This window comes from Nocardia sp. JCM 38205, from assembly GCF_058222935.1.
In genome coordinates, this window is sequence record NZ_JBYHFL010000011.1 from 91946 (window position 1) to 108502 (window position 16557).

16 protein-coding genes and 1 pseudogene are annotated in these 16557 nt (G+C 69.2%); 9 read left to right on the forward strand and 8 right to left on the reverse strand.

What is annotated here, in order from left to right; all coding sequences use genetic code 11:
• Window positions 1-4 precede the first annotated feature (4 nt).
• The 3 genes from AC4HOU_RS27555 to AC4HOU_RS27565 all read left to right on the forward strand — a co-directional run bounded on the left by AC4HOU_RS27555 (window position 5) and on the right by AC4HOU_RS27565 (window position 3353).
• Window positions 5-1426, forward strand: a complete 1422-nt coding sequence (locus AC4HOU_RS27555) for an NAD(P)(+) transhydrogenase (Re/Si-specific) subunit beta (protein ID WP_163813882.1) — start codon at window positions 5-7, stop codon at window positions 1424-1426.
• 116 nt (window positions 1427-1542) lie between these two features.
• Window positions 1543-2688, forward strand: coding sequence for a DUF5925 domain-containing protein (locus AC4HOU_RS27560; RefSeq protein ID WP_228806450.1), 1146 nt, complete (start codon window positions 1543-1545; stop codon window positions 2686-2688).
• A gap of 215 nt (window positions 2689-2903) precedes the next feature.
• The gene (locus tag AC4HOU_RS27565; RefSeq protein WP_194990638.1) at window positions 2904-3353 is read left to right on the forward strand and encodes a nitroreductase family deazaflavin-dependent oxidoreductase; all 450 of its coding nucleotides are present in this window, start codon (window positions 2904-2906) and stop codon (window positions 3351-3353) included.
• 168 nt (window positions 3354-3521) lie between these two features.
• Here AC4HOU_RS27565 and AC4HOU_RS27570 read toward each other — a convergent pair whose 3' ends face one another.
• Together AC4HOU_RS27570 and AC4HOU_RS27575 are read right to left on the reverse strand one after the other, a co-directional pair.
• Window positions 3522-4751, reverse strand: a complete 1230-nt coding sequence (locus AC4HOU_RS27570; RefSeq protein ID WP_490725570.1) for an MFS transporter — start codon at window positions 4749-4751, stop codon at window positions 3522-3524.
• Window positions 4748-5359, reverse strand: coding sequence for a hypothetical protein (locus AC4HOU_RS27575; protein ID WP_490725571.1), 612 nt, complete (start codon window positions 5357-5359; stop codon window positions 4748-4750). Before AC4HOU_RS27575 ends, AC4HOU_RS27570 begins: the two co-directional genes overlap by 4 nt.
• 109 nt (window positions 5360-5468) lie before the next feature.
• Between AC4HOU_RS27575 and AC4HOU_RS27580 the strand changes: the two genes are divergently transcribed.
• Both AC4HOU_RS27580 and AC4HOU_RS27585 read left to right on the forward strand, forming a co-directional pair.
• Window positions 5469-6425, forward strand: a complete 957-nt coding sequence (locus AC4HOU_RS27580) for an AraC family transcriptional regulator (protein ID WP_490725572.1) — start codon at window positions 5469-5471, stop codon at window positions 6423-6425.
• Window positions 6422-6847, forward strand: a complete 426-nt coding sequence (locus tag AC4HOU_RS27585) for an acyl-CoA thioesterase (RefSeq protein ID WP_163813889.1) — start codon at window positions 6422-6424, stop codon at window positions 6845-6847. Before AC4HOU_RS27580 ends, AC4HOU_RS27585 begins: the two co-directional genes overlap by 4 nt.
• Before the next feature lie 25 nt (window positions 6848-6872).
• On the opposite strand, the gene AC4HOU_RS27590 is transcribed toward AC4HOU_RS27585, so the two are convergent.
• From AC4HOU_RS27590 to AC4HOU_RS27600, 3 genes are all read right to left on the reverse strand, one after another.
• Complete coding sequence (locus tag AC4HOU_RS27590) at window positions 6873-7688, reverse strand: SDR family oxidoreductase (protein WP_194990640.1); 816 nt, start codon at window positions 7686-7688, stop codon at window positions 6873-6875.
• A gap of 81 nt (window positions 7689-7769) precedes the next feature.
• Window positions 7770-8264 (reverse strand): Lrp/AsnC family transcriptional regulator, encoded by a 495-nt coding sequence (locus AC4HOU_RS27595; RefSeq protein WP_163813892.1) that lies wholly within the window; start codon window positions 8262-8264, stop codon window positions 7770-7772.
• 128 nt (window positions 8265-8392) lie between these two features.
• On the reverse strand, window positions 8393-8611 hold the full coding sequence (locus AC4HOU_RS27600) for a hypothetical protein (protein WP_163813894.1): 219 nt from the start codon (window positions 8609-8611) through the stop codon (window positions 8393-8395).
• Between the two features lie 518 nt (window positions 8612-9129).
• Between AC4HOU_RS27600 and pdhA the strand changes: the two genes are divergently transcribed.
• From pdhA to AC4HOU_RS27615, 3 genes are all read left to right on the forward strand, one after another.
• The gene (gene pdhA, locus AC4HOU_RS27605) at window positions 9130-10239 is read left to right on the forward strand and encodes a pyruvate dehydrogenase (acetyl-transferring) E1 component subunit alpha (RefSeq protein ID WP_163813947.1); all 1110 of its coding nucleotides are present in this window, start codon (window positions 9130-9132) and stop codon (window positions 10237-10239) included.
• A complete protein-coding gene (locus tag AC4HOU_RS27610) occupies window positions 10236-11210 on the forward strand; it encodes an alpha-ketoacid dehydrogenase subunit beta (RefSeq protein ID WP_195007411.1) in 975 nt (324 codons plus the stop codon). Before pdhA ends, AC4HOU_RS27610 begins: the two co-directional genes overlap by 4 nt.
• Window positions 11211-11312: 102 nt before the next feature.
• On the forward strand, window positions 11313-12713 hold the full coding sequence (locus tag AC4HOU_RS27615) for a dihydrolipoamide acetyltransferase family protein (protein ID WP_490725573.1): 1401 nt from the start codon (window positions 11313-11315) through the stop codon (window positions 12711-12713).
• Here AC4HOU_RS27615 and AC4HOU_RS27620 read toward each other — a convergent pair.
• Window positions 12700-13876, reverse strand: a pseudogene (locus tag AC4HOU_RS27620) (benzoate/H(+) symporter BenE family transporter). The gene AC4HOU_RS27615 and the pseudogene AC4HOU_RS27620 overlap by 14 nt on opposite strands.
• Window positions 13877-14055: 179 nt before the next feature.
• Here AC4HOU_RS27620 and AC4HOU_RS27625 point away from each other — a divergent pair.
• A complete protein-coding gene (locus AC4HOU_RS27625) occupies window positions 14056-14871 on the forward strand; it encodes a sulfurtransferase (RefSeq protein ID WP_163813898.1) in 816 nt (271 codons plus the stop codon).
• A gap of 170 nt (window positions 14872-15041) precedes the next feature.
• Here the strand turns inward: AC4HOU_RS27625 and AC4HOU_RS27630 are convergent, their stop codons facing one another.
• Together AC4HOU_RS27630 and AC4HOU_RS27635 are read right to left on the reverse strand one after the other, a co-directional pair.
• Window positions 15042-15713 carry an HNH endonuclease family protein gene (locus AC4HOU_RS27630; protein ID WP_462734545.1) on the reverse strand — a complete coding sequence of 224 codons (672 nt, stop codon included), beginning with the start codon at window positions 15711-15713 and terminating at the stop codon, window positions 15042-15044.
• A 261-nt stretch (window positions 15714-15974) separates the two neighbouring features.
• Window positions 15975-16337: a hypothetical protein gene (locus AC4HOU_RS27635; RefSeq protein ID WP_163813900.1), complete on the reverse strand. Its 363-nt coding sequence runs from the start codon at window positions 16335-16337 to the stop codon at window positions 15975-15977.
• Between the last annotated feature and the right edge of the window lie 220 nt (window positions 16338-16557).

Sequence of the window (16557 nt, forward strand, 5' to 3'; positions counted from 1 at the left end):
ACCGATGGACAACCTGGTCAACATTCTCTACATCGTCGCGTTCGCGCTGTTCATCTACGGTCTGATGGGCCTGACCGGCCCGAAGACGGCGGTGCGCGGTAACTGGATCGCCGCGGCCGGTATGGCCATCGCGGTGATCGCGACGCTGATCGCGGTGCGTGACACCGGCAACTGGATCCTGATCATCGCCGGCCTCGTGGTCGGTGTGGTGCTCGGCGTTCCGCCGGCCAAGTTCACCAAGATGACCGAGATGCCGCAGCTGGTGGCGGCGTTCAACGGTGTCGGCGGTGGCACGGTCGCGCTGATCGCGTGGGCGGAGTTCCTCGACACCACCGGGTTCTCGAACTTCAAGCACGGCGAGGAACCGACCGTGCACATCGTGATCGGCTCGCTGTTCGCGGCCGTCATCGGTTCGATCTCGTTCTGGGGTTCGCTGATCGCGTTCGGCAAGCTGCAGGAGATCCTGCCCGGCCGCCCGATCGGTCTCGGCAAGCTGCAGCAGCCGCTGAACCTGCTGCTGCTGGTCGGCGCGATCGCGGCAGCGGTCTACATCGGTGTGCAGGCCGCCGACGGTGGCGCCTCGCAGCTGTGGATGATCGCGGTGCTGGTGCTGGCGGGCATCCTCGGCCTGATGGTCGTGCTGCCCATCGGCGGCGCCGATATGCCCGTGGTGATCTCGCTGCTGAACGCCCTCACCGGTCTGTCCGCCGCGGCGGCAGGTCTGGCGCTGAACAACACCGCCATGATCGTGGCAGGCATGATCGTCGGCGCGTCCGGCACCATCCTCACCAACCTCATGGCCAAGGCGATGAACCGGTCCATCCCGGCCATCGTGGCCGGTGGGTTCGGCGGTGGCGGCGGCGCCGCGGCCGGTGCCGGCGGCGGTGAGGCCAAGCAGGCCAAGGCCACCTCGGCCGCCGACGCCGCGATCCAGATGGCCTACGCCAACCAGGTCATCGTGGTGCCCGGCTACGGTATGGCCGTCGCGCAGGCCCAGCACGCGGTCAAGGAGATGGCCGCGCTGCTCGAGGCCAAGGGCGTCGAGGTCAAGTACGCCATCCATCCGGTCGCCGGTCGTATGCCCGGCCACATGAACGTGCTGCTGGCCGAGGCCGAGGTGTCCTACGACGCCATGAAGGAAATGGACGACATCAACGGTGAGTTCAACCGCACCGATGTCGCCCTGGTGATCGGCGCCAACGACGTCACCAACCCGGCCGCCCGCGAGGACTCCTCCAGTCCGATCTACGGCATGCCGGTGCTCAACGTCGACCAGGCCAAGTCGGTCATCGTGCTCAAGCGCTCGATGAACTCCGGCTTCGCCGGCATCGACAACCCGCTGTTCTACGCCGACCACACCTCGATGCTGTTCGGCGACGCCAAGAAGTCCGTCGGTGAGGTCACCGAGGAACTGAAGGCGCTGTAATCCAGGCGGTTTCGCGCGAACACGGCCCGTCGTCCGGCATGGACGGCGGGCCGTCGCGTTGCCGGTGTACCGATAATCGCTGGACGTTCCCCGTTCCGGCGCGAAGCATGGTGGCGATGTTCGAACACAGTGAAGCTCTGCGGCTGGTCGGAACACCGGAGGCGTCCGCGGATGCCACCGGCGGGCTCGACTGGTCGGTCCGGCTCGATTCCTACTATTCCGCGCGCGATGTGCTCGATGTGCTCGCCTTGACGCCGTTCGCGCGCGGCGCGCTGCCCTGCTACCGGAAGGTGCATCTGGAGCGAGTGCGTCCGCAGGCTCTGCTGCGTCCGGCCGGGTCGACGGTGTCGCGGATGGTCAACGAGGGCGGCAGCGTCTCGGTGCTTGTGCACGGCGACGGCTGGACCTTGCGTTCGGATCGCTGGGAGGACCGCAGCGGCGTCGTCGAAGTGGTCGCGGTCGACGATGAGCTCGCCGAGCGCATCATGACCGAGGCGACCCACGAGGCAGTGGACGAAACCATCGCCGACGACGTGGTCAAGATGGGTTTCTGGCATCTGGACGAACACCAGGGCCCGCGTCGCCGGGTACTCGACATCTCGACTCCGGCCTGGGCCGATATCCGCGGCAACTACTCGGCGCCGGTCGCGGCCACGCTGGATCGGTTGATGGCCTTGGCGGCGGCCGATATTCGCGGACGGCTGTTGCTGCTGCACGGCGCGCCCGGCACCGGCAAGACCACCGCGCTGCGGGCCCTCGCGCGGGCTTGGGGACCGTGGTGTCAGGCCGATTGTGTGCTCGATCCCGAGGTCTTGTTCTCCCAGCCGGGTTACCTGATGTCTGCGGCGATGGGCGCCGATGGCGGCGAACAGGGGGCAGGGCGCTGGCGGCTGCTGGTGCTGGAGGACTGCGACGAGCTGATCCGTGCCGAGGCCAAAGAGTCCGCGGGCCAGGGCCTTTCCCGGCTGTTGAATCTGACCGACGGCATGCTCGGCCAGGGGCGGGATGTGCTGATCGCGATCACCACCAACGAGGATCTGTCCCGCCTGCATCCAGCGGTCACCCGGCCGGGACGGTGCCTGGCCCAGCTCGAAGTGGGACGGCTCAGCTATGCCGAATCGCGGGCCTGGCTCGGCGAACACGCTGAGCGAGTGGAGGTTCCGGCCAGGGGCGCGACGCTCGCGGAGCTGATCGCGCTACGGGACGGGGCCGAGCAGATCGTGACCGCCTCGCCGCAGGCCGAATCGGGAATGTACCTGTAGGTCGATGGTTTTCGGATGGGGCTCGCAGTAGCCGTCCGGCAGGACCCGGCTTTAATGGCCGATCGGAAGCCGAATTCTGTTCGGAGTGCGGCGGTTACGGTTCGGCCGTGATCGACGCGGTGTGGCGGGAGCGAAACCAGCCGTGCGGCGGTGTGCTGGCGTGTCGGGCACCGTGGCACCGCGGCGTCGGGAGTGGCGCTGTTACCCTCGTCGGTATGCCGAGTATCGGAGCGAAGCTGTTGCGGACGCGATGGTTCGTGCGGGCGCCCATCTGGGTGTTCCGGGCGCGCCTCGGATTCCTGTTCGGCGGCCGGTTGCTGCTGCTGGAACATATCGGCCGCAAGTCCCGGCAGGTGCGCTACGTGGTGCTGGAGACGGTGGACCGCCCCGATACCGACACCGTCGTCATCGCCTCCGGCTTCGGCAAGTCCTCGCAGTGGTATCGCAATCTGCTGGCCGACCCGCACTGCCGGGTGAGCGTCGGATGGCGCTATCGCGCGGCCGCGGTGGCCCGCATGCTCGACATCGAGGAAACCGCCGCCGTGCTGGCCGGTTATCGCGTCCGGCATCCGAAGGCGTACCAGGAACTCAGCGGCGTCATCGAGGAGGCGACCGGGCAGGGCATCGACACCGTCCCGATGGTCGAGCTGTCGATGCGGGGCTGATCGCGAACTCCGCTGCTGGCCCGGGAGGTGGCTGGTTGCAGGGGCGATTCGACCGGCGTGGACCGGCGCGCGGGGCGTCCGAACCGGAGCGGGCGTCGGTGAGCACGTTGTCGGCGAACGGGTGTGGGTCGACTGGGGCGGTGCAACGCGCATCGGGGACGTGTGGGATCACTCCATGAAGGGCTTTGCCGACGCGGCCGGGGGAGCCGCGGTTGTCTCCGCCGGGGGCGCGACGATGCCCGCGAACACGCAGCACAGCACGACTATCGCCACGGGCACCACGAAGGTGGCGGTGAGTGGGATCAAAGCTGTGAGCCAGCCGATCACGGCAGGGCCCGCGAGCAGGCCCACGTAGCCGATGCTGAACACCCGCGACATATCCGTGGCGGCATTACCGGAACCGAGATTGCCCGCGGCGGTGAAGATCTGCGGGATACCGCCGGCCAAGCCGAGGCCGCACAACGCCCAGCCGAGCAGGGTGAGCGGAACCCACGGCGATACCAGGATGAGCAGCAACCCGAGTGCGGCGAGCAGCGAACCGTAGCGCACCACCGCGACGCGGCCGAACGCGCCGCTGACCCTATCGGCGGTGAAACGGCCGAGCGTCATGGTGACCGAGAACGCGCCGAAAGCCAAAGCGGCCGTGGACTCGTCGGTCTCGAGATGCTCGCGCATCTGCAAGGTGCTCCAGTCGTTGGCGACGCCCTCGGTGAGCAGTAGACCGAACGCCAGCGCGGCCAGCGCCCATACCTTGCGGGAACTGCCGCTGATATCGGTCTCGCCGCCTTCGTGCTCCGGCGGGGCATGCGGCAGCAGCCGGGGCAGGCAGGCCGCCACGATGACGACCCCGGCGCCCGCCGCCAGCGACATCGTCAGCCACGGTGACCAGCCCAACCTCAGCGTGAGCGCGCCGACCAGCGCGCCGAGTAGACCGCCGCCGGAGAACAGCGCGTGGAAGGCCGACATGATCGGGCGCCGATACTCCCGTTCCACATGCACCGCTTGGGTATTCATCGAGACGTCGAGGGCGCCGTTGCCGAATCCGAAGGCCGCCAGCGCGATCGCCAGCGACACCGGCCCTATCGCCAGCCCGGGCCCGATCACGCAGACCGATGCCGTCACCCCGGCCACGCCGACCAGCGCCCGGCTGCCGAACCGGTCTGCGAGCGGCCCGGCCAGCCGCATTCCCACGATGCCGGCACCGGCCATCAACAGGATGAACATGCCGAGCGTCGAATGCGCTATGCCGGTGCGCTCGGTGATCGACGGAATATGCACCACCCACATGGCGAGCAGAAACCCGTTGAGCCCGAAGACGGTGAACACCGCCGCCCGGGCGGTCCGCACCATCGGGTCGATCCTCGGCGTACCCACCGCGTCGACGGTACCGCGGCTCATCGGACCGGACGAGCCGAATCGGCGCCGGTTCCGCGGACCGGCCGCTCGGCGATGCGCATCGCCCAGGCCCGGAACTCGGTGAGATCGCCGAGCTCATCGCGTACCTGCTGCGGCACGAAACGGGTGGTGGCGGCCTCCAGCAGGTCGCAGAGTCCGAGGTGCACCCACTCCCAGACCTTGACGTTGTACGAGTGCACAACCGGCCCCACGCGCGCCCGGATGCTCGCGACCTCGGCGGCGGGGATCCCGGCGCGTTCCAGCCGGGCGATGGTGGCGCGCTGGTCCGCCTCGGAGAACTCGGTGTCCAGATACGGCTCCAGCAGATCGGCCCACACGTCGACCCGATGGGTGATCGGAATGGTGTTCCGCGCGCAGAACTCGTTCAACTCGTCGCGCTGATTCGCGGATACGAACAGTGTGATTCCGGTGCGGGTGCGGATCTCGGGTGGGAAGGCTGCCGGATCGGCGTCGCGGATCGCGGCGGCGGGCACCGCACGACCATCCGGCAGATCGGCGGCCGAGAGGTGTTCGCTGCCGAAGCACACCTGATCGCCGGTGAATACGACCTCGATCCCCATCATGAGCGCCCCCTTCTCGATGCGTTCCATACTCGCATCCACCACCGACACGAATGCGTATCCGCGGCGATCGGCAAGCCGCGCGTCGGGTCCTGTTTTCGCCCGCTCGCCGCAGGCCTGCCGTCGTACAGTGATTGGCATGGACGCGCTGGCCGGCTTGCTCGAAGGTCCACGGGCACGCGGTGCCTTTCTGATGCGCTCGGTGCTGCGACCGCCGTGGTCGCTGCGCATCGAGGACGAGGCGCCGTTGACGGTGCTCGCGATGATCCGGGGCAGCGCGTGGATCATGACCGATGACGCCCCCGAAGGCCGCCGGGCCGGCGCCGGTGACGTCGTGGTGTTCAGCGGCGGGCGCCCGTACAACGTGGCCGACGACCCGTCCACCGAACCGCAGATCATCATCAAACCCGGTCAGGTGACGATGACACCCGAGGGTGACATCCTCTGTGAAACCCTGAGTCTGGGCGTGCGCGAATGGGGCACCGACCCGAACGGCGAGACCATGATGGTCACCGGGACCTATGAGTCGGCCGGTGCGGTGAGTCAGGGTCTGCTGCGCGCGCTGCCGCCCGTCATCGTGCTGCCGCGCGGGGAATGCGATACCCGGCTGCTCGAACTGCTCGTCGACGAGATGTCCAAGGATCAGCCGGCCCAGGGCGCCGTGCTGGACCGCCTGCTCGACCTGCTGCTCATCGCCGCCCTGCGCGCCTGGTTCGCGCGTAATGACGCCCCCGCCTGGTATCACGCCTACGACGATCCGCTGGTCGGCAAGGCGCTGCGGCTGTTGCAGCACAATCCGGCGCACGGCTGGACGGTGGCGAGCCTGGCCGCCGCGGTCGGGGTGTCCAGGGCCGCGCTGGCGCGCCGGTTCACCGAACTGGTGGGGGAGCCGCCGATGGCATTCCTCACCGAATGGCGGCTGGCGCTGGCCGCCGACCTGCTCCAGGACTCCGACGCCACGATCGAGTCCATCGCGCGGCAGGTGGGTTACGGCAGCGCGTTCGCGCTCAGCTCGGCGTTCAAGCGCCAGTTCGGTGTGAGCCCGCGCGACCACCGCAGGGGCGCGGCACCGGCGCCGGTATCGTCGGCCGGGTGACGCAGCAGCAGTATCCGGTGCTCTGGCCGGTGCCCACCCGGTGGGCCGACAACGACCACTACGGGCACGTCAACAACGTGACCTACTACTCGTACTTCGACACCGCGGTCAACGCCTGGCTGATGCACGCCACCGGCACCGATATCCGCGAGCTGCCCGCGCTCGGCGTGGTAGCGCAGACCTCGTGCCAGTACCTCGGCTCGATCAGCTTCCCCGACCAGCTCCAGGTGGGCCTGCGGATCTCGCGGCTCGGCAACTCCAGCATCACCTACGATCTGGCGATCTTCCGCGAGGCCGACGGTGCGCTGGAGTTGGCCGCCACCGGCACCTTCGTGCACGTCTACGTGGACTCCGAGACCCGCAAGCCGGTGGAGATCCCCGAGGTCATCCGCACCGCCGCGGCCCAGCTCGTCACGGACTGAGCCCCCGGACGACGCGCCCGCCGGATCAGGCCATGGAGCTCTGCAACGCCGCCTGGAACCGGCGCATACCGTCGATCCACCGGTCGTAATCGCTGCCCTTGTACCGGTACATCTTCAGCACCTCCGGGTGCGGGAGGATGAGGAAGCTCTCGGACTCGATCCCGGCGATCACCGACTCGGCGACCTGCTCCGGGGTGAGCACCGCGCCTGCCGTGGTCACCGCCTTGATCGCCAGCTCCGCGGCGTCGGCGTTCTCCGGCGGCATCATCCCGCCGTGCAGCAGCTGGGTATCCACCCCCATCGGGCACAGGCAGCTGACGCGAATGCCCTTGTCGCCGTAGGTCACCGACAACCATTCGGCGAAGCCGACGGCGGCGTGCTTGGACACCGAGTACGGCGCCGACCCGATCTGGGTGAGCAGTCCGGCCGCCGACGCGGTCGTCACGAAGTATCCGCTGCCGCGTTCCAGCCAGCCGGGCACGAGTTGGCGTGCCGCGCGGACATGAGCGAGCACATTGACCTCGAGCGCGGCCGTCCACTGCGCGTCGGTGCTGTCGAGGCCGGGCCCGCCGCCGATGCCCGCGTTGGCGAAGAACAGGTCCACCGGACCGAATTCGGCCTCGGCTCGTGCGATGAGGGTGGCGATCACCGCGTCATCGGCGACGTCACCGCCCACCGCGATCGCCGCCGTGCCCAGCGAATCCGCGACCTGCTGCGCCGCCTCGGCGTCCAGATCCGCGACCACCACCTGCGCGCCGTCCGCCACCAGCCGCCGCGCCAGCGCCGCTCCGATTCCCGCACCGGCTCCGGTGACGATGGCGACCTTGCCCGAAATATCCATGCCCGCACGATAGCTCCCGCTTGCCCGCCGGTGTCGGGCCATCGGACAACGGGCGGTATCTCCGAGATCGTCGACGTCCGGTCAGCTCGATTCGGCGATCCGCTGCAGCAGCGGTGAGATCCGCGGCCCGACCAATTCGCGCATCACCAGAGCCATATTGGTGCGTTCCACGCCCGGGATCTTCAGGATGCGGCCGGTGATGCGGTAGAGATCATCGGCATCGCGGGCCACCACGCGCACGGTGAGGTCGGTGGCGCCGGTCATTCCGCATACCTCGGTGACCTCGGGGACTTCCGCGAGCTCGTCCACCACCGGATCGAGTTTGTGCTGGTCGACCACCACCGCGACGAACGCCGCCAGCGGATAGCCGAGCGCGCGTGCCTCCACTCGGCGCTCGAAACTGGCGAGCACTCCGTTGGCCTCCCAGCGCGCCAGCCGGGCCTGCACGGTATTGCGCGACAACCCCAGCCGAGCGGCCAGCTCCACGCCGGTCGCTCTCGGGTTGTCCACCAGCTCCAGCAGCAATCGCGCGTCGGTAGCGTCGACGGCGGGATCGGCGAGCTCTCGACCGGTCATATATCGCATGATGACACGCGCCGGGTGGCTCGGATGGATGTTCGGTGCGCACGAGCGCACCCGAGCGGTCACCGATGGCGGGCACGGGCGCAGTGCTCCGCCCGTGCCTGCCGATTCGGGGGATATGCCTAGGTGCAGGTGATCGACGAGCCGCACATGAGGCGATCGATCAGCGACAGCACCGCGCTGCCCGAGGACGCCCCGCCCGGTGCGGGTTCACCCGGCGCGACCACGGGGGTGACCATCGGAGTGACGGGCAGCGGTGCGGCGGCAGCCGGACCCGCGGTGAGAACAGTGCCGAGAGCCAGTGCCGCGACGCCTGCGCCGAGCAGCTTGGGGAACGACATGAGGAATCCTTTGTTCGGTGCGATGAGATCGGCTCGGTCGCGGATCGGACCGAGCCGTACGGCATCGCCAGAGCCGGCATCTCGACGGCGATGCTGGGCGCGAGGATGGCCGAATATGCCCTTCTGCTAACAGGTTTGGTCCGGCCGCGCGGCCCACGGAGACTATCGGGACGCCTCCGCGGCCGTTACAGCCGCATTTCTGATTTCGGTCGCCATGCGCGGGCCGGTCTCGTCGGGCGGCACGTGCGAACCAGCCTGATGAATCGGCGGACGGTCTGCGGATCATCGAGCCCGCCCGGCCGTCCGCTGGGCGGACTTTTCTGCGCTCTAGCAGGGGCGATGGTCGACACGTCGAGTAGTTGATCTGTCACAACGTGCAATATGACCGGCCGGTTACCACCGAAATCGCGCATTCTGCTCAGTTTCGTGTCGGTCACTTGCGCACATCGTCTGATCGTGGATGCTGTGTGATACAGGACACAATCCTGGCTCCGACTTCCCAGGAGGCGGTGAAGGAGATGCTCGGCAAACCCAGCTATCCGGTACAACTGATCCAGCCCGACGGCAGGCGCGTCCTCGACCGGGAACACGCCGCGGTGGTCGCCGACATCGGGCCCGACAGGCTGCGCGACCTCTACGAAGACCTGGTGGTGACCCGCCGTATCGACACCGAGGCGACGGCCTTGCAACGGCAGGGCCAGCTCGGGCTGTGGGCGCCGTTGCTCGGCCAGGAGGCCGCGCAGGTGGGTTCGGCGCGCGCCCTTCGCCCCGACGATTACGTGTTCTGTAGCTACCGGGAGGCCGCGGTCGCCTACTGTCGCGGCGTCGACCCGGCCCGATTGACCCGGATGTGGCGCGGCGTCGCGCATTCCTGCTGGGATCCCGACGCCATCAATATGACCAACCCGGCCATCGTGGTCGGCGCGCAGGGCTTGCACGCCACTGGTTACGCCTACGCCGCGCACCTGGAAGGCGCCGATATCGCCAGCATCGCCTACTTCGGTGATGGCGCCACCAGTCAGGGTGATATCGCCGAGGCGCTGGGTTTCGCCGCGAGTTGGAGCGCGCCGGTGGTGTTCTTCTGCCAGAACAATCACTGGGCGATCAGCGAACCGGTCCGGTTGCAGAGCGCGACGCCCATCGCCCAGCGCGCCCTCGGCTACGGCATCCCCTCGGTGCAGGTCGACGGCAACGATGTGCTGGCGGTGCTCGCCGTCACCCGGCAGGCACTGGCCCGCGCCCATGCCGGAGGTGGCCCGTCGTTCATCGAGGCGATCACCTACCGGATGGGCCCGCACACCACCGCCGACGATCCGACCCGGTACCGTTCCGACGCCGAAACCGAGGAGTGGAAAAAGCGCGACCCGATCGACCGGGTGCGCCGGCTGCTCGAACGGGAAAACCTGCTGGACGCCCAGTTCGAGCAGCGAGTGCGCGCCAGGGCCGACGAGATCGCCGCCGTGGTACGCAGCGCGACCATCGACTTACCCGATCCCGAGCCGATGCAGCTGTTCGACCACGTCTACGCCACCGAGCATCCGCTGATCGCCGAACAACGGCGCGCCTACGCGCGGTACCTGGCCGACGCCGACGTGCACACCACGCACACGGAAGGAGTCCCGTCATGATCACCACCTTCGCCGCCGCACTCAATGCCGGTCTGCGCCGGGCGCTGGAGGACGACCCGAAGGTGCTGCTCATGGGCGAGGACATCGGCCGCCTCGGCGGGGTGTTCCGGGTGACCGACACCCTGCAGAAGGATTTCGGCAACAACCGCGTCATCGATGCGCCGCTGGCCGAATCCGGCATCATCGGCACCGCGTTCGGCATGGCGCTGCGCGGGTTCCGTCCGGTGTGCGAGATCCAATTCGACGGGTTCGTCTATCCCGCCTTCGACCAGATCGTGTCCCAGGTGGCCAAGATCCACTACCGCACCGAGGGAAAGGTGAAGGCGCCGATCACCATTCGCATTCCATTCGGTGGCGGCATCGGTTCGGTCGAGCACCATTCCGAATCGCCGGAGGCCTATTTCGCGCACACCGCGGGGCTGCGAGTGATGACGCCGAGCACCCCGGCCGACGCTTACGCGATGATCCGCCAGGCGATCGCGCTCGACGATCCGGTGATCTTCTTCGAACCCAAGCGCCGCTACTGGGATAAGGCCGACGTCGATTTCGATGCCCCCGCAGAGCTGCCGCCGGACCGGGCCCGGATCTGTCGCGAGGGCGCCGACGCCACCGTCGTCGCCTACGGTGGCACCGTCGCGACCGCGCTCGGCGCCGCGGCAATCGCCGCCGAGGAAGGCCATTCGCTCGAGGTGATCGATCTGCGCAGCCTCTCGCCGATCGACTTCGACACCGTCGAAGAGTCGGTGGCCAAGACCGGCAGGCTGGTCGTGGTGCACGAGGCGCCGGTCTTCGCCGGGCTCGGTGCGGAAATCGCCGCCCGGATCACCGAACGCTGCTTCTATCACCTGGAGGCGCCGGTGCTGCGGGTCGGCGGCTTCGACATCCCCTATCCTCCGGCCAAACTCGAAAAGCACCACCTGCCCGACCCCGACCGCATTCTCGCCGCCGTGGATCGTTCGCTGGCCGCCTGACGTGATTGCGCCTCGACGGCCCGCCGCAGCACGCGGACCTCGTCGGGGCGGCACAATCGCAGACAACCGACGACCAGCTCGATCGAGACCGAGGTGCCTTTCGTGAACGAACCGCGTGCCGACGACCCGAATCAGGTGCTGGAATTCCGGCTGCCCGATCTGGGCGAGGGCCTCGCCGACGCCGAACTGCAATCCTGGTCGGTGGCCGTCGGCGACGACGTGGACCTGAATCAGACCATCGCCGAGGTGGAGACGGCCAAGGCGGTGGTGGCGCTGCCGTCGCCGTTCGCGGGCACGGTGGTGGAACTGCTGGCCGAGCCGGGCGAGACCGTGCCGGTCGGTGCACCGTTGATCCGGGTGCGCACCACCGCGCCCGCCACGCCGGAGGCGCCCGCCGTTGCGCCGGACGCCGCGCAGGGGCGGGCGGCGGAGCCGGAACGGACATCGGTGCTCGTCGGGTACGGCCCGGAGGGGGAGACGGCTTCCCGGCGACGTCGGCCGGCCGAGCCCGCCAATGGTGCGCAACGGCAGCCGGACGCCGCGGACTCGACCGCGCCGAACGGGAAACAAGGGGCTGCCGCACGCGCGGCAGCGACTCCCGCGGCCAGGAAACTGGCCAAGGAGCTCGGCATCGACCTCTGGTACGTCGCGGGATCCGGTCCGCAGGGCGCGGTCACCGTCGAGGACGTCCGCTCGGCGGTTCCGGTGTCCGCGCCACGGGTCCGCGCCGCAACCCCCGCCGCGGCGCCGGTCACGGCGGCGGCTGCAGCGGGCGCCGAATCCGGTGTCGTGCGCCCGCCCGCCCGCGAAGAACGCACCCCGATCAGCGGGGTCCGCAAACGCACCGCCGCCGCCATGGTCGCCAGCGCCCGCACCATCCCGCAGGCCGGCGCCTCGATCACGGTGGATTGCACGGCGTCCATGGAACTGCTCGATCACCTGCGCAGCACTGCGCCGTTCGCCGGCTTGACGCTGACCCCGCTCGCGCTGGTGGCGAAATCGGTACTGGCCGCGCTGGCAGAATTCCCCGGCCTGAACGCCTATTGGGATGAGTCGAATCAGGAGATCGTCACCAAGCACTACGTCAATCTGGGGATCGCGGTGGCCACCGACCGCGGACTGCTCGTGCCCACTATCAAGGACGCGCACGCACTGAGCCTGCGCGATCTGTGCCGCGAGATCGGCTGGCTGGTCGACGTCGCCCGGGCGGGCAATGCCGCGCCCACCGACCTGCGCGGCGGCACCTTCACCATCTCCAACGTCGGCGTCTTCGGTGTCGACGCCGGGATGCCGCTGGTCAACCCGGGTGAAGCGGCGATCCTGTGCCTCGGCGCGATCACCGAGCGGCCCTGGGTGGTGCGCGGTGAGCTCGCCATCCGCTGGGTCACCACGCTGACCCTCAGTTTCGACCACCGCATGATCGACGGCGAACAAGCCGCGAAGTTCTTGGCCACCACGGCCGGCTTGCTGGAGGATCCGCTCACTTTGCTCAGCCGTTTGTAGCGTGCTCAGGCGCTTCTTCCGTTGTCGCCGGCGGTGCGGGCCTGCGGCGCAAGGTCTGCCGCACGACGAGCCCCGCGATCACCGCCCAGAACGCCGAGCCGATACCGAGGAAACCGATTCCGGACGCGGCGACCAGGAAGGTGACCACGCCCGCCTCCCGGTCCTGCTCCGCGGTCAGCGCGGCCGCCAGCGCCGCGGCGAGGGTCGGCAGCAAGGCCAGGCCCGCAACGGTTTCCAGCGTCCCCGCCGGCGCCGCGGCGATCACGGTGACCAGTGCGGCCGAGCCGAGTCCGAGCACCAGATAGCTCGCGCCCGCCGTGCAGCCGGCGATCCAGCGGCGTCGCGGATCCGGATGGGCGGACGGAGCCGCGGACAGTGCCGCGCTGATGGCGGCGAGGTTGATCGCGTGGCTACCAGCGGGCGCACCGGCAATGGTGCCGAGCCCGGTCGCCGTCATCGCGGCGCGCCAGGGCACGCGGTAGTCGAAGGAACGCAGCACCGCGGTGCCGGGAATGTTCTGCGACGCCATCGTGACGACATAGAGCGGCACCGCGATGCTGATCATGGCCTGCCAACTCCACTGCGGCACAACCAGTTCCACCGTCGGGGCGATCGCGGCGCATGACCAGCCACACCAGGATCACCGGCAGCACCACCGCCGGACTGGTCTGCACCGCCCGCACCGGTGCCAGACACAGCGATAAGAGCACGCCGGCCAGCATGGCCTGGGCGATCTCCACCGGTATCGCGGCGACCAGGTCGGCGAGCCGCCGGCTGAGTCCGGTGCACACGATCAGCACGCCGGTCGCGATGAACGCGCCGACGGCCGCGCCCCAGCCCCCTGCCACCACTCCGGTGCCGGCGAGCAGGGCCGCGCCCGGCGTGGACCAGGCCAAGGTGATCGGCATCCGGTACCGGTAGCTCAGCACCAGCATGCCGACGGCCTGGGTGAGACACAGCGCGAACAGTCCCGACGCCGCCTGCGCGGGGGTGGCGCCGACCGCCGTCAGCCCGCTGAGGACCACGGCGAACGAACTGGTGAAGCCGACCAGTGCGGTGATCACGCCGGCACCGATCGGCTGGGTGATGTCGCGTGCGCCGGGGGAGTCCGTGGCCGGATCGGTGCTCGGCGGCGCGGCGGTGCTGGGAGATTTCTGCGACATTGTGGCGATACTGCGCCGGTCCAGGCCCCTTGTCCCGAGCCAGTCGAGCGGAACTGGCCTGAATTGCCGCCCGCGTCCGCGGCCGGGTCGGCTTTTCCGGGTCACGGTACGAAAGCACGGACCTGGCCGTACGCTGGAGGCGACGGGCTCGACGAGGCGGATCTGAACGAGGAGCTGGGGTGCGGCCGGTACTCATTTCGGCGGACGAACTGCGGGACGCGTTGTCGGACAATCGAGTACGGGTGCTCGATGTCCGCTGGGCGCTGGGCGATCCGGACGGCCCGCAACACTATCTGGAGGGGCATATCCCCGGGGCGGTCTTCGTCGACCTGGAGACCGAGCTCGCCGCACCGCCCTCCCCTGCCCGCGGCAGGCATCCGCTGCCGGATATCGGTCAGCTGGAGAAATGCGCGCGTAGCTGGGGCGTATGCAACGGCGACACCGTCGTCGTCTACGACGCGACCGGCGGTATGGCGGCCGCGCGCGCCTGGTGGTTGCTGCGCTGGGCCGGCTTGGCCGATGTGCGGATCCTCGACGGCGGCCTGCCCGCCTGGATCGCGACCGGCGCCGAGCAGGCCACCGGCGCCGAACCCGATCCCGCCGATGGCGACGTCGAATTGAGCCCCGGCCATCTGCCGGTCATCGATGCCGACGCCGCCGCGCGCTGGCCGGGGGCACTGCTCGACGCGCGTGCGGGCGAGCGCTTTCGCGGCGAACAGGAGCCGATCGACCCGCGCGCCGGCCATATCCCCGGCGCGATCAGCGCTCCGACCGCCGACAACCTCACCGCCGACGGCCACTTCCGCACCCCGGAGGAGCTGCGCAAACGCTTCGCCGACTGGGCGGGCCCGGTGGCGGTCTACTGCGGCTCCGGCGTCACCGCCGCCCACCAGATCGCGGCGCTCGCGGTCGCGGGCATCGACGCCGCCCTGTACCCGGGCTCGTGGTCGCAGTGGTCCAACGACCCGAAACGGGCGGTCGCCACCGGCGCCTGATAGTGATCCGCGCAGATCAGCCGGCCACCACGAGAATTGATCGGCGCGCGGCCCGCGCCGGCAGCCCGGCGATGCCGTACCACCAAGGGCATAGCCGAGCGCGATCTGCTTCGTGCGCAGACCTGCGAACTCGGTGGTGGGATAGCCGCAGACCCCGACGCGACGAGCCATTACGGGCAGCTGATCGCGATGGATTGCAGTGCCGTCCGGTCGTCGACGGTGATGGGCAGGTCGTAGTGGATGGCCACCGTCAGATACTTGGCCGCGTAGAAGCAGTGCCCCGGTCGCGAGGGTGGTAGCCATTCGCCGGGAGTGCTGTCGCCCTTGGCCTGATTCGCCGCGCGGGTGGTGGCCTGCAAGTTGTGGTCGATGTCGTTGGCGAACCGGACGCGGCGGTCCAACGGCCAGGCGGCGGCGCCGAAATCCCAGGCGGCGGCCAGTGGATAGACATGGTCGATGGGAACATTCTCGGCGTCGGATTTGCTGAAAACCACCTCGGTGCCGGTGTAGGGATCGGCCAGGATGCCGGAGACGACCACGCATTCACGGGTGCCGGGCCGGAAACTCACCTCGGTGAGCTGACGGGCCAGGACGTTGTTGCGGGTATCGCAACCGTCGTGCCCGCCGGTGCCTTCGTAGTCATCGGACCAAGCGGGGCCGAAGACGCAGGCCTCGTCCGGTCCGCAGCCGCGGTCGTATCCACCCGGATGCGGACGGCCCTCGACGACCCGGACCACCGCGAGCAGCCGTTCGACCTCGGCTCGTGGCGGACTGCCCGGTGCGGGCCCCACCGCCGGTGCACACCCGCTGAGCAGGAACAACGCGGCGAGGAGCGGGCCGATGACAGGCGGCGCGGCCTGCCGGATCGGTCCGTTGTCGCGGTCGGTCCAGCGCCGATGTGCGATGGACCGGCCGCGCCGGGTCGGTGCGTGTGCTGTGTTGACGATCGTGCGCCGCGCGGCCACTGCCCCCGCATGGGCGCTCTCCGCCCGTTGTGTGGCCGCTGATGCGATCGCCGTCGAATCCCGCCCTGTGCCCACCCGCATGCACAAGGTGTACCGGTACCCACCGACAGGTTCCGGTGTTTCGGGCGAACCCCGGATCTACAGCCAGGCGCGGGCCAGCAGCTCGTCGGCGGTGTCCTGGGCGCCGTGCGGTGGGAACCGGGTGGCGGCGATGGTGGCGCTGTGGGTGCCGTCGTGGCCGATCAACCAGGAGCCGCCGCGATCTTCGCATTCGGCGATCTTGGCGAAGGTGGTGAGCAGGAAGGTGATCGCATCGTGCGGGTCGGCGGTGTGCGCCAGCCGCTGCGATTCACCCGGCCGGGACAGATCCAGCCAGACGCCGGACTCGCCGTCCAGCCGCATCCCGACGATGCAGTGCGTGTTGACGAAGGTGAATTTGCGCCGTTCCCACGGTGTGGTCGGCGTGAAGCTCTGCTCGAGAACCTGGAGCAGAATCGTCATGGAGCTGCCCTCCGCTGTAGTACCGCCGTTGTGTGTGAGTGACCGCGTTGTCATGCTGCCGGCGTTTGGCCGACACCTGCCTGCCTGTCGAACGACTCCGCTACCGCGCCTGCCGAGCATCTGAAACTCCGCGGTGACCAGCGGTTATGCCAAGTATCGTCCGCGCGGGCGGATAAATCCAGAGCTGCGCGGCGCGACCGTGCGCCGCGGTGTCGGTGCC